This window comes from Pantoea sp. C2G6 (genome assembly GCF_051336815.1).
GTDB lineage: Bacteria > Pseudomonadota > Gammaproteobacteria > Enterobacterales > Enterobacteriaceae > Pantoea.
Genome location: NZ_JBGMNJ010000002.1, coordinates 84,292 through 96,915, shown reverse-complemented (window position 1 = coordinate 96,915; position 12,624 = coordinate 84,292). Strand labels below are relative to the sequence as shown.

The window sequence follows — 12,624 nt, the reverse complement described above, 5'->3', positions numbered from 1 at the left end:
ATTACCTTCTGTCTGGTTAGTCGTTATGCAGGTAGCAGGTTACGCACCTGTTGCTGCTGGATGTAGAGTTCCCGGAACAGTCGCAGCCGCTGTTGCAGCACGGCCCCGCGTGCCTTGTCCGGCTGGTAGCGCGCCTGGACTGCCGGTTTCAGACACACTTCATGCTCAGTACCGCCATCAGCCAGCCACGCCAGACGTGCCGCGCCCAGCGCGCCAGAGGCGCTGGCCGGATGGGTAACAATCGGCAGTTGCAGCACATCGGCAATCAATTGAGCCCAGAGTGTGCTGCGCGCTCCGCCACCGGTGAGGCTGCATTGCTGAATGTGATGCCGGGCCTCGCCGAGCGCCTTTAACCCATCAGCCAGCCCAAATGCCACGCCTTCAATCACCGCATAGCCCAGCAGGGCGCGCGGGGTTTCATGGCGCAGATTGAAAAAAGAACCGGAGGCGTCAGGATCGTTGTGAGGGGTGCGCTCCCCGGAGAGATAGGGGAGAAAAATCGGGGCGCTGCGCAGCTGTTCATCACTGAGCTGTGCCATCTCCTCCATCAGCTGGCTTTCACTCACTGACAGCAGATGGCACAGCCAGCGCAGACAACTGGCAGCGCTGAGCATCACGCTCATCTGATGCCAGCGGCCAGGTAGTGCATGGCAGAAAGCATGTACCCCGGATAGAGGGTCAGCCTGTAAGCGATCGCTGACGACAAAAATCACACCGGACGTCCCCAGTGAGATAAAGGCATCACCGGCGTTCACTGCGCCCACCCCTACGGCCGATGCGGCATTGTCCCCACCGCCCCCCGCGACCGTGACCGAGGCAGATAAGCCCCACTCGCTCGCCAGTGTCGGCTGTAGACGTCCACTTATTGCACTGCCTTCCACCAGTTCAGGCATTCTGGCGCGCGTCAGTCCGGTGATGGCCAGCAGTTCATCCGACCAGTCACGCCGGGAAACATCGAGCCACAGCGTTCCGGCTGCGTCCGAAGGCTCTGTAACAAAGCACCCGGTCAGACGCCAGCGCAGGTAATCTTTCGGCAGTAAAACCTTATCGATGCGGCTAAAGATCTCTGGCTCATTTTCCGCGACCCAGCAGAGTTTCGGCGCAGTGAAGCCAGGCATAATCATATTGCCGCTGATGGCTATCATCCGGGGATGGCGTTTCCGTAGCTTTTCACACTGCGGCGCACTGCGCGTGTCGTTCCACAGGATACAGGGGCGCAGCACCCTGCCTCCGGCATCGAGCAGCACGGCCCCGTGCATCTGACCGGATAATCCAATCGCGCGAATCGCCGCCCATGCCTGAGGAAACTGATGACGCAATGCCGCCAGTACCTCGCTGCACGCCTGCCACCAGTGTTCAGGATCCTGCTCTGCCCAGTGAGGATGGGGACGCTGCACGCTGAGGCCGGCGTGCTGAGACGCGACAATCTCCCCCTGCATATTAATGAGCAATGCTTTAAGCTCTGAGGTGCCAATATCAATACCGAGATACATCATTACACCGCCGCCAGTTCAGGCTGTTTCAGCCACTGCTGCAATCGCGCAACAGTGCGGGTCACCAGCGCGTGAAAAGCCTTATCAGAAGTCAGTTCCGCAAACAGTGCACGATCACTCAGGAACGCTTGCAGCGGATCGGCGCTGGCGAACTGCTTACGCAGCGTTGTGGCCTGAAGCGCACCATCCTGATAGGGGTAGGGTAAATCGTCACTGGCCCATCGCTGCATAAACAGAAAGAAGAGCGCCGGGATCATCGCCGTTGCGGTGGGTTCTGCGCCGCGCTGGTAGCACTCGTGCAGGGTTGGCGTCACCATGCCGGGAATTTTGGATAAACCATCGGCAGCGACGCGCTGATTGGTGTCTTTAATGTAGGGGTTGCTGAACCGGGCCAGAACCACGTCACGATAATCTGCCAGATCGAGCGGGCTGGGCGACAGTGAGGGAATGACATCCTGCGTCACGTAATCGTACGCCAGTTGATAAATGACCGGATGACGGGTGCTCTCGTCAATATAGTTCAGCCCAATCAGGGTACCCGCCCAGGCAATCGCGGCATGGGTCGCATTGAGAATGCGAATTTTTGCCTCTTCCCACGGCAGTACCGATTCCACCAGCTCAACGTCCACCTTTTCCAGAGCCGGACGTCCGGCAATAAAATCATCCTCAATGACCCACTGAATAAAAGATTCAGCCATCACTGCGGCACCATCCGGTTTGCCGGTTGCCGCCTGGACGCGCTCTGCCACGTCCTGAGTAGGACGCGGGGTAATGCGATCAACCATGGTGTTCGGTGAGCGGGTCTGTGTCCGCACCCAGTCGGCCAGCACCGTGTCGCCTTTAGCCGTCAGGAACGCCAGGAAGGCGTTACGAAAACGCTCACCATTGTGGCGCAGATTGTCGCAGTTCAGCAGCGTCACTGGCGCACCACCTTGTGCAACACGCTGTGTCAGAATGCGGCTGAGTGCACCGTAAAGAGTGCGGATTTCGCCGTCCAGATCGGCTCTCACGTCCGCCTGATTGAGATCCAGGGTAAATGCGGGTGTCAGATAGTAGCCCGCTTCGGTCACGGTAAAGCTAATCACGCGCGTTTCCGCACGGGCTCCCTGTTGAATCAGCGCGCTGATTTCACTGTCCCAGGGCAAAATTTTGCGCAGTGACGTGACGGTTTCATAGTCTCGCTGACCTTCCGGCGTCACGGTTTCCAGTACATATTCCCCCTGCTGTGCCGCGAGCTGATTAAGCAGCGGCACCGCGTCCTGACGGATATTGCCGAGCGCAATACCCCAGCTTTCGTCACCCTGCTTACGCAGTTGATGCAGATACCATGCCTGGTGTGCCCGGTGAAAAGATCCTGCGCCGATATGCATCCACACTGATTGACTGGTCATAGTCGCCTCGATTAAACATTTGCCACAATGAGGGGCATTTGCCCGATGAGCGTTAGCATAGTGTCCCTGGTGCAGGTCCTTCTGCGAACCCGATCACAAATAATACTTTTGCCCTATTTATGGGCATTTGCTCGATTAGCGCTTTTCGCGTAGCTCGCGTTAAGATATTCCCCCGAATCAGACGGAACAGCGTGATGAGCAGAGAAGAGAAAAAGCAGGAGCTGGCCGCGCGTGCTGCGTGGATGTATTACGTTGCAGGTGTGACACAGCAGGAGATTGCCCAGGCGCTGGGATTATCACGCCAGGTGGCGCAGCGTCTGGTATCCAGTGCACGTGAAATGGGCATGGTAAATGTAAAAATCGAGCACCCCGTCACCCACTGTTTGCAGCTGGCACGCGAGGTTCAGGAGAAGTTTGCTCTGGATCTGTGCCGCGTCGTGCCCTCAGCCAGTCTGAACGAAGATGCCATTCAGCAAATGCTGGCAGTCGAAGGCGCGACGGTGATGAGCCAATTTATTAATGAGGAAAAACCCCAGGTGTTTGGCATTGGTTCCGGCAAAACCCTGCGCGCAATGATCGATGCGTTGCCCTGGGTGGATCGCCCGCAGCATCATTGTGTTTCGATGATTGGTGCCATCGCGCGGGATGATTCCGGGACACGCTATGACGTCCCGCTGAAGATGGCCGAAAAAATGCAGGGTAAGTATTTCTTTATTCCTGCGCCGCTGTACGCCGACACGCCAGAGGATAAAGCGATGTGGGTACAGCACAAGGTGTACCAGCGGGTCACCGATCGCGCCCTACAGGCGGACGTGGCCTTTGTCGGGATTGGCGAAGTGATGCGAGGCTGCCCGCTGAACGCCGAGGGATTTATCACCGATACGCAGGTTGAGGCGCTGAAGGAGCGTGGCGTGGTAGGCGAGATGCTCGGTCACTTTTTCAATCAGCAGGGCGAACGTGTATGGGGCGAAACGGATGCACTCCTGACCAGCGTACATCTGGAAAGTCACACTCAGCGCAAAATCATTGGCTTTGCCGGTAGTGAGCGCAAGTACCCGGCGATCCGCGCCGCATTGCACGGCGGCTGGGTATCGGGACTGGTAACCGATGAGGACACGGCGCTGAAGTTACTGCAAGCGTGAATCAGCAGGGATGCAGAGTACAGGCGCAGCACGCGACGATGATGCAGACGCCTGGACGGGGTGTGTGCTTATTCTACGCAGGGCACTTTACGCAGGTGCCCTGTTTCCTCACCTTGACGCTCCGATAACCGTTACTTCAGCGATCCCTTGAGGAACTGCTGCAAACGCGGGCTTTTCGGGTTGCCGAACAGCTCTGCGGGCGGCCCCTGCTCTTCAATTTTGCCCTGGTGCAGGAAAATCACATGGCTGGAGACGTGCCGGGCAAACTCCATCTCATGCGTGACCACCACCATGGTTTTGCCCTCCTCCGCCAGCTTCTGCATGATGCGCAGCACTTCGCCGACCAGTTCAGGATCGAGCGCCGAGGTCGGCTCATCAAACAGCAGCACTTCCGGCTCCATCGCCAGCGCGCGCGCAATCGACACCCGCTGCTGCTGACCACCGGAGAGATGAACCGGATACTTCGCCTGCGCCCGCGCATCGATCCCGACTTTATCCAGATATTTGATGGCGCGTTCCCGCGCGGCCGCTTTACTCAGCCCCAGCACCTGAATCGGCGCTTCCATCACGTTTTCCAGCACCGTCATATGGCTCCAGAGATTAAAGTGCTGGAACACCATGGTCAGGCTGGTACGCAGGGCGCGCAGCTGCTCTTTGTCAGCCACCTTCAGCTGACCATCTTTGTCCCGCACCAGGGTGATCTGCTGGTTATTGACCACAATCGTGCCTTCACTCGGTTTTTCGAGGAAGTTGATACAGCGTAAAAAGGTACTTTTCCCTGAACCAGACGATCCAATGATACTGATCACATCGCCGGCATTGGCGGTTAACGAGACCCCTTTCAGCACTTCATGTTCACCGTAACGTTTATGCAATTCGGTGACGCTTAATTTTTTGTCAGCCATAGTTCTACTCAATGCGATGAAGAGGGTTTCACGTGGGCCAGCCAGCGACGTTCCGCCAGGCGAAACAGGCTGATCAACACGTAAGAGATAATCAGGTAGAGCACCGCGGCCAGACCAAAGGCGGTGAACGGCTGATAGGTCGCCGAGTTAATATCCCGTGCGACTTTCAGCAGATCCGGCACCGTGGCGGTAAACGCCAGCGCGGTGGAGTGCAGCATTAAAATCACTTCATTGCTGTAGGCGGGCAGCGCAGTGCGCAGCGCCGACGGCAGAATAATGCAGCGATAGAGTTTAAAGGTGGAGAAGCCGTAAGCCCGCGCCGCCTCAATCTCGCCGTGCGGCACCGCGCGAATCGCACCGGCAAAAATTTCGGTGGTGTAGGCACAGGTGTTGAGCGTAAAAGCGAGCAGCGTACAGTTGAGGCCGCTGCGGAAAAAGGCGTTGAGCAGTTCGGTGCCTTTCACAATCTCCAGCGTATACATGCCGGAATAGAACACCAGCAGCTGAACATAGAGCGGCGTACCGCGAAACACATAGGTAAACAGCCAGACCGGAAAACTGATAAACCGGTTAGGTGATACCCGCGCGATCGCCAGCAGAATCGCCAGACAGCCGCCCAGCGTGACCGACAGGATTAACAGCCACAGGGTAATCGCCACCCCGGTAAAGCGGTAGCCGTCGGTCCAGAGCAGCGATTTCCAGTATTCCTGAATAATATCAATCATAGCTCGCCCTCTTCACGCCCACGGTATAGCGCCGGTTGAGCCACCACAGCACGCCATTGGAGAGCGTGGTGAACACCAGATAGATCACCCCCGCGACAATGGCGAAGTAGAATGGCTGCCAGGTACTTTTGCCCGCCAGCTGCGTCGCCTTCACCACATCCTCCAGCCCCAGCAGCGAGACCAGCGCGGTAGCTTTCAGGATCACCTGCCAGTTGTTACCGATACCCGGCAGCGCGAAGCGCATCATCGCCGGAAACAGAATGCGGCGAAACACCTGCGCACCGGTAAAGCCAAAGGCGGTGGCCGCTTCAATCTGTCCTTTCGGCACCGCCATAAAGGCACCGCGGAAGGTTTCAGTGAAGTAAGCGCCATAGATAAAGCCGAGCGTGATGATACCGGCGACCATCGGGTCAATATCAAACTGGGCCATGCCCAGCGCATCGGTAATCTGGTTGAGGACAATTTGCAGACCGTAGAAGATCAGCAGCATCAGAACGAGGTCAGGCACGCCGCGAATCAGGGTGGTGTAGCCTTCCGCTATCATCGCCAGCGGTCGGCTGCGCGAGAGTTTGGCTCCGGCCCCAATCAGCCCCAGCAGCAGCGCCAATATCACCGAGGTCAGCGCCAGTTCCAGCGTCACCAGCGTGCCGCGCAGAATTACATCAGAGTAGCCATACAGCATCGAAAGGGTCCTGTCGTAGGATGAGAACAAAACGCTGCCCGCCTGCAAACGGCGGGCAGCTTAGCTTTACCTTTTGGTGACGGCACGCTGTCCGGGCGGGATGTCACCCGCCGTCGGTGTCAGCGCCGGTGCGCAGCCGGTAAAGCGACAGGATGGTTAGTCGCCATACACATTGAAATCGAAGTACTTCTTCGCAATCTTATCGTAGGTGCCATCTTTACGCATATCAGCAAAGGCTTTATCGATCGCCGCTTTCAGCTCGCTGTCATCTTTACGCAGTCCCATCCCGGTGCCGACGCCAAAGATCTTGTCATCTTTCACCGCCGGACCGGCAAAGGCGTAATTTTTACCCACCGGCTGCTTCAGGAAGCCTTCGCTGGCCTGCACTTCATCCTGGAACGCGGCATCAATACGGCCCGCATTCAGATCCTGATAAACCAGATCCTGATTCGCGTAAGGCGTGACGTTCACCCCTTTTGGCCGCCAGTTCTGATTAGCGTAGGTTTCCTGGGTGGTGCCCTGCAACAGACCGATGTTTTTGCCTTTCAGCGACTCAATAGTCGGTTGAATTTTTGAGCCTTTCGGTGCCACTAAGCGCGCGTTGGCGGCGTAGAGTTTATCTGAGAAGGCGATCTCTTCCTGACGTTTTGCCGTGATGGAGAGTGAAGAGATAATGGCATCGATCTTCTTCGCTTTCAGCGAAGGGATCAGCGCATCAAAATCGCTCTCAACATAGGTACACTGGGTATGAATGCGTTTACAGATTTCGTTAGCGAGATCAATATCGAAGCCCACTAACTGCCCTTGCGCGTTTTTCGACTCAAACGGTGGGTAAGTTGGATCTGTGCCGATACGGATTGAACCCGGTACTGCCGCGAAAACGCTGGCAGCGGTGGTTAAGCCCAGCATCAGGGAAAGAGCCAGAACACGCTTTTTCATAGATTACCCTCAAGTGAAGTGCTTTTTGTTATGTGGTACGTGATGTGTTTGCGCAAAGTAATTTGCATGTTTCATGCCAGTTCTGCAAGTTATCCGCGCACTTAGCGTGACCTCAGACAGGCGAAAACGCTGACTTTGTGATGGGAATATAACAGTGAAGTAAAAGAGAAAAAGCGATGATGTTAACTTTTGGTGCACCAAATGCACGAAGAGTGATCGGGGGCGCGCTTATGCACTAAATAAGTGCGCCAGCGGAACTTTATGCACCCTGCCAGCGCGCAAAGAGATCTTCCGCTAATTCAATATCGAACTGATCGATAACCCGGTTAACCGTCTGATCAACCAGCTGTTCGATGGTCTCCGGCCGATGATAAAAGGCGGGCACCGGCGGCATAATAATCGCACCCAGTTCCGCCGCGGTGGTCATCATCCGCAGATGCCCCACATGCAGCGGGGTTTCCCGTACGCAGAGCACCAGCTTGCGCTGCTCCTTTAACACCACGTCAGCGGCACGGGTCAGCAGCGAATCACTGTAGCTGTGTACGATGCCGGAGAGGGTTTTCATCGAGCAGGGTAAAATCGCCATTCCCAGCGTCTTAAACGAGCCGGATGAGATACTGGCCGCAATATCGCGCACGTCATGCACCACATCGGCCAGCGCCTGCACCTCGCGCAGTGAGTAATCGCTCTCCAGCCCCAGCGTCTGACGCGCCGCCTGGCTCATCACCAGATGCGTTTCCACCTCTTCCACCTGCTGCAACACCTGCAACATACGCACGCCGTAGATCACACCGCTTGCGCCCGAGATGCCAATGATGAGTCGTTTCATAGTCCAGCCTTATGTCCGCGAATGCACCATCATAACGCGCTCAGCGCCTTTCTGAAAACAAACAGGGCGGGATTGCGCCCGCCCTGTTTGATGCTGCTCGCTTAGCGACATTAACCTTCGTTGTGCAGTTCGAGGTTTTCCACTTCGTTCTGGCGCAGCAGCGCTTTGGCGTCATCGTTACGCAGCGATTCCAGATACTCCAGATACTGCTGATCGACATCTTTCGTCACATACACGCCGTTGAACACCGAGCACTCAAACTGGGTAATGTCCGGGTTCTCTTCGCGTACCGCTTCAATCAGATCGTCCAGGTCCTGGAAAATCAGCGCGTCAGCTTTGATCAGCTGGCGAATCTCTTCCACTTCCCGGCCGTGGGCGATCAGCTCGGTCGCGCTTGGCATATCGATACCGTAGACATTCGGGAAACGGATCTCCGGTGCCGCTGACGCCAGGTAAACCCGTTTGGCACCCGCTTCACGCGCCATCTCGATGATCTGCTCAGAGGTGGTGCCGCGCACAATAGAGTCATCCACCAGCAGTACGTTTTTATCACGGAACTCGGCACGGTTAGCGTTCAGCTTACGGCGAACCGCGCTGCGACGTAACTGCTGGCCCGGCATGATAAAGGTACGGCCAACGTAGCGGTTTTTCACGAAGCCCTGACGATAGGGTTTATCGAGAATGCGGGCGATTTCCAGCGCGATGTCAGTCGAGGTTTCCGGGATCGGGATCACCACGTCGATGTCGAGATCTTCCCACTCGCGGGCAATTTTCTCGCCCAGCTTGGTGCCCATACGGACACGGGCGCTGTAGACCGAAATCTTGTCGAGGAACGAGTCGGGACGCGCAAAATAGACATACTCGAACAGGCAGGGATTGCTTTTCGGGTTTTCGGCGCACTGGCGGGTAGAGAGCTGACCCTGCTCAGTGATGTAGACCGCTTCACCCGGCGCAACGTCACGGATGAACTCAAAACCCAGGGTATCCAGCGCCACGCTCTCGGACGCCACCATATATTCGGTGCGACCGTCGGCGATTACCCGTTTGCCCAGCACCAGCGGACGGATGCCGTTGGGATCGCGGAAGGCGACCATGCCATGCCCGATGATCATCGAGACGACCGCATAGGCACCGCGCACCTGCTGGTGCACCGCGGCGACCGCGGCGAAAATGTTGTCCGCTTCCAGCGGATCGTTCTGAAAACGATCTAACTCCTGGGCGAAGATGTTCAGCAGGATTTCAGAATCGGAGGTGGTGTTAACGTGACGGCGACCCTTTTCGAACAGGTGCTTACGCAGTTCATGGGCGTTGGTCAGATTACCGTTGTGCGCCAGGGTAATGCCATACGGCGAGTTGACATAAAAAGGCTGCGCTTCAGAGGCACTGGAGCTGCCCGCCGTAGGATAACGCGCATGACCAATGCCCATATTGCCCTGCAAACGCTGCATGTGGCGTGCTTCGAAAACGTCGCTGACCAGGCCATTTGCCTTTCGCAGGCGAAAACATTTCAGCGCATCGATAGTACAAATGCCTGCGGCATCCTGCCCGCGGTGCTGGAGCACCGTTAACGCATCATAGATCGACTGGTTGACCGGCATGAAACCGCTGATACCAACAATACCGCACATGTTGTCATTTCCTCATTAAGCCGCACTCCCGGTCACATCACCGGGGTAAAAAACTCGACGTGCTTTTCAGGTAATCAAAGAACCACCTGATGATATAACTGAACTCGGGAATGAGTTGAGACTGTTGCCAGTCCGGACTTTTGGAAAAGCCAGTGAATGTATCAAGGAAGAACAGCAAAGCGGCTACGATCAGCACTCCACGCAATGCCCCGAAACAGACGCCCAACACCCGGTCGGTTCCCGACAGGCCGGTTTTCTCCACCAGCGTGCCGATAACGTAGTTCACAATGGCCCCGACTATCAGGGTAGCCACAAACAGCACACCGATGGCGATACCGTTACGAACCAGCTCGTCGTCAAAACCTGTAAACCAGACTGCAAGGTAAGCGTAGTAATGACTGGCGACAAAAAACGCGCATCCCCAGGTAACGAGAGATAAGGCTTCACGGACAAACCCACGGACCAGGCTGACCAGAGCCGAAAAACCAACTACCGCAATAATGACGTAATCAATCCAGATCATGAACTCTTCCAGCGCCAGTGCCATTGCACCCCTGCATCCAGTTCGGGGCGCATTCTAACAGAAAAAGAAAACGTTTGCGTAGCGGTTTTCCTGTTCTGCATCCATAAAAAAGGCGATGAAAAAAACCTTCGTCGCCGGGGTGATCTTCAACCGGACAGGCCGTTGAAAATCGTCAATTTTTTACCCGCCGCCGCCCGGCAGAGGCTGGACGGAAGAGGCGATTGGCGCGGCCTGTTACTGCTATCGGCCACGCCAATCAGCGCTTTTAGCGGGCGCTGTAGGGTTTCACCACCCCGCCCAGTCCTGAGATGCTTTTCAGCTCGCCAACCGCGCTCTGCATTTTGGCTTTCGAGGCATCCGGTCCGACATAGATACGGGTAATCTGACCCTGCACCGGCGTTGAAGGCACGGTAAAGGCGCGATACCCCGACAGTCGCAGCTGCGCCACAATCTCATTCACTTTGCTGGCGTTCTTCAGCGCGCCCAGCTGTACCACATAAGCCTGACCTGCTGGTGCGGTGGTCTCGGCGGCTTTTGGCTGCTCAGCGGGCTTCGGCTGTTCCACCGCTTTCGGCTGCTCGACCGGCTTCGGTTTTGGCTGCTCCACCACTTTAGGCTTCTGCTGCTCAACCGGCTTCGGCTTCGGCTGCTCCACCACTTTGGGTTTGGTCTGCTCCACCGCTTTCGGCTTCGTCGCCGTCTGCGCTGGCGTGGACTGATGGACCGGCGGCGGCGTCACCACTGAGGGCTCACTCTCTTCATCGGGCTGCGCACGGCCCTGTTCGGCGGTCACATTGGTTTTGCCGCTGCTGCTGACCGCACCGCCTGCGCCTTCCGGCGGCTGAGCCGGCAGCGACTGCGTCACCGGCGGCACCATTTCGCTGTCCTGCTGATCGTCAGGTTTCGGCACCAGCGGAATGGCGGCGAACTCCTCTTTATAGTGCTTTTTCTGACCATCCAGCAGCCCTGGCAATACAATCACGCCAACAGCCACCAGAATAACAGTGCCGACTAAACGGTTCTGAAACTTACTTGCCACGCCCTTTCTCCGTTTCAATCGATTCCATGACCTGCGCAACGGTGTGGAACGAACCACAGACCAGCACAATGTCCTGCGGCGCCGCCCGCTGGCGCGCCTGCTGCCAGGCTAGTTCTACCGAACTGAACGCTTCTCCCTGTGGCAGCGCGCTCAGCAGCTGCTCCGCACTGGCACCGCGTGGCCCTTCCAGTGGCGCGCAATACCATGCGTCTACCACCGGCGCCAGCGCTGCCAGCGTACCGGCAATATCTTTATCATGCAGCATGCCAGCCACGGCATGCACCTTGCCGCGTTTTGGCAGCGCTGCCAGACGTGACGCCAGATAGGCCGCCGCATGGGGATTATGGGCCACATCCAGAATCACCCGCGGGGATTCACTGAGGGTCTGAAAACGCCCCGGCAGCATCGCCAGCGGCAGGCTGGCGCGGATCTGCGCCTCGCTGACCGCAAGGCCAGAAACCCGCAGTGCCACCAGCGCCGTGGCCGCGTTAGGCAGCGGCACCTGGGGTAACGGCAGGTCGTTCAGTTCACCCAGCCCATCACGCAGCGACCAGCTTTCTGCCTGTTCGCGCCATGACCAGTCACGGTTGCGCTGTATCAGCTGCGCGCCCTTCTCCTGCGCCACCGCGGCAATACTCTGCGGCATATCGGGTTCCCCCACCACCGCCGGTTTCCCCGCGCGGAACACGCCCGCTTTTTCGCGCCCGATGCTTTCGCGGTCCGGGCCAAGCCAGTCGGTGTGGTCCAGCGCGATGCTGGTCACCACGGCGACATCGGCATCCACAATGTTTGTGGCGTCGAGCCGTCCGCCGAGTCCCACTTCGAGGATCACCACATCCAGCTGCGCCTGGCGGAACAGATTGAGCGCTGACAGCGTGCCAAATTCGAAATAGGTCAGCGAGATCGTCCCGCGCCCCGCTTCAATCTCCGCGAAGCTGGCGCAGTGCTCTGCTTCGCTCAGCTCCTGGCCCTGAATACGGACGCGCTCGGTGTAGCGCACCAGATGCGGTGAGCTGTAGACGCCCACCCGGTAGCCCGCCGCCATCAGCAGTGTTTCCAGGGTGCGGCAGGTGGTGCCTTTGCCGTTAGTACCGGCGACGGTAAAGACAAAGGGGGCGGGTTTCAGCAGGTCGAGACGCTGCGCAACCTGGCGAATACGATCCAGACCCAGTTCAATGGCCTGAGTATGCAGGTGCTCAAGATAATAAAGCCACGTGGCCAAAGGCGACGTGGCTTGGGGAAGGTGAAGATTGTCCATATGTCCCGTTTTGTTTATTTATACCTGCCAGCGTGATGCTGAGGTATACGGTGCATTGGTAAGAGGCGCG

12 protein-coding genes are annotated in these 12,624 nt (G+C 57.3%); 1 reads left to right on the top strand and 11 read right to left on the bottom strand.

The genetic code is table 11. The features are described from left to right. Positions 1-23: 23 nt before the first annotated feature. Both xylB and dalD read right to left on the bottom strand, forming a co-directional pair. A complete protein-coding gene (gene xylB / locus ACCW71_RS04025) occupies positions 24-1,493 on the bottom strand; it encodes a xylulokinase (RefSeq protein WP_436370162.1) in 1,470 nt (489 codons plus the stop codon). Between the two features lie 2 nt (positions 1,494-1,495). Beyond that, positions 1,496-2,884, bottom strand: coding sequence for a D-arabinitol 4-dehydrogenase (dalD, locus tag ACCW71_RS04020; protein WP_436369800.1), 1,389 nt, complete (start codon positions 2,882-2,884; stop codon positions 1,496-1,498). A gap of 194 nt (positions 2,885-3,078) precedes the next feature. On the opposite strand from dalD, the gene ACCW71_RS04015 reads away from it, so the two are divergent. Further along, positions 3,079-4,026 (top strand): sugar-binding transcriptional regulator, encoded by a 948-nt coding sequence (locus tag ACCW71_RS04015; RefSeq protein WP_436369799.1) that lies wholly within the window; start codon positions 3,079-3,081, stop codon positions 4,024-4,026. A gap of 131 nt (positions 4,027-4,157) precedes the next feature. Here the strand turns inward: ACCW71_RS04015 and hisP are convergent, their stop codons facing one another. The 9 genes from hisP to folC all read right to left on the bottom strand — a co-directional run bounded on the left by hisP (position 4,158) and on the right by folC (position 12,554). Next, a complete protein-coding gene (hisP, locus tag ACCW71_RS04010) occupies positions 4,158-4,931 on the bottom strand; it encodes a histidine ABC transporter ATP-binding protein HisP (protein WP_436369798.1) in 774 nt (257 codons plus the stop codon). A gap of 8 nt (positions 4,932-4,939) precedes the next feature. Next, positions 4,940-5,656: an ABC transporter permease gene (locus ACCW71_RS04005; protein WP_436369797.1), complete on the bottom strand. Its 717-nt coding sequence runs from the start codon at positions 5,654-5,656 to the stop codon at positions 4,940-4,942. After that, positions 5,649-6,338 (bottom strand): histidine ABC transporter permease HisQ, encoded by a 690-nt coding sequence (locus ACCW71_RS04000; protein WP_436369796.1) that lies wholly within the window; start codon positions 6,336-6,338, stop codon positions 5,649-5,651. Before ACCW71_RS04000 ends, ACCW71_RS04005 begins: the two co-directional genes overlap by 8 nt. 156 nt (positions 6,339-6,494) lie before the next feature. Beyond that, entirely contained in the window at positions 6,495-7,277 is a 783-nt protein-coding gene (gene argT, locus ACCW71_RS03995) for a lysine/arginine/ornithine ABC transporter substrate-binding protein ArgT (protein WP_436369795.1), read from the bottom strand. Positions 7,278-7,536: 259 nt separating this feature from the next. Next, positions 7,537-8,106: a UbiX family flavin prenyltransferase gene (locus ACCW71_RS03990; protein ID WP_436369794.1), complete on the bottom strand. Its 570-nt coding sequence runs from the start codon at positions 8,104-8,106 to the stop codon at positions 7,537-7,539. Between the two features lie 110 nt (positions 8,107-8,216). Continuing rightward, positions 8,217-9,734, bottom strand: a complete 1,518-nt coding sequence (gene purF / locus ACCW71_RS03985) for an amidophosphoribosyltransferase (RefSeq protein WP_436369793.1) — start codon at positions 9,732-9,734, stop codon at positions 8,217-8,219. 37 nt (positions 9,735-9,771) lie between these two features. Then, the gene (cvpA, locus tag ACCW71_RS03980) at positions 9,772-10,257 is read right to left on the bottom strand and encodes a colicin V production protein (RefSeq protein WP_003854265.1); all 486 of its coding nucleotides are present in this window, start codon (positions 10,255-10,257) and stop codon (positions 9,772-9,774) included. Between the two features lie 265 nt (positions 10,258-10,522). Further along, on the bottom strand, positions 10,523-11,296 hold the full coding sequence (dedD, locus tag ACCW71_RS03975) for a cell division protein DedD (protein ID WP_436369792.1): 774 nt from the start codon (positions 11,294-11,296) through the stop codon (positions 10,523-10,525). Then, a complete protein-coding gene (gene folC / locus ACCW71_RS03970; RefSeq protein ID WP_436369791.1) occupies positions 11,286-12,554 on the bottom strand; it encodes a bifunctional tetrahydrofolate synthase/dihydrofolate synthase in 1,269 nt (422 codons plus the stop codon). Before folC ends, dedD begins: the two co-directional genes overlap by 11 nt. Between the last annotated feature and the right edge of the window lie 70 nt (positions 12,555-12,624).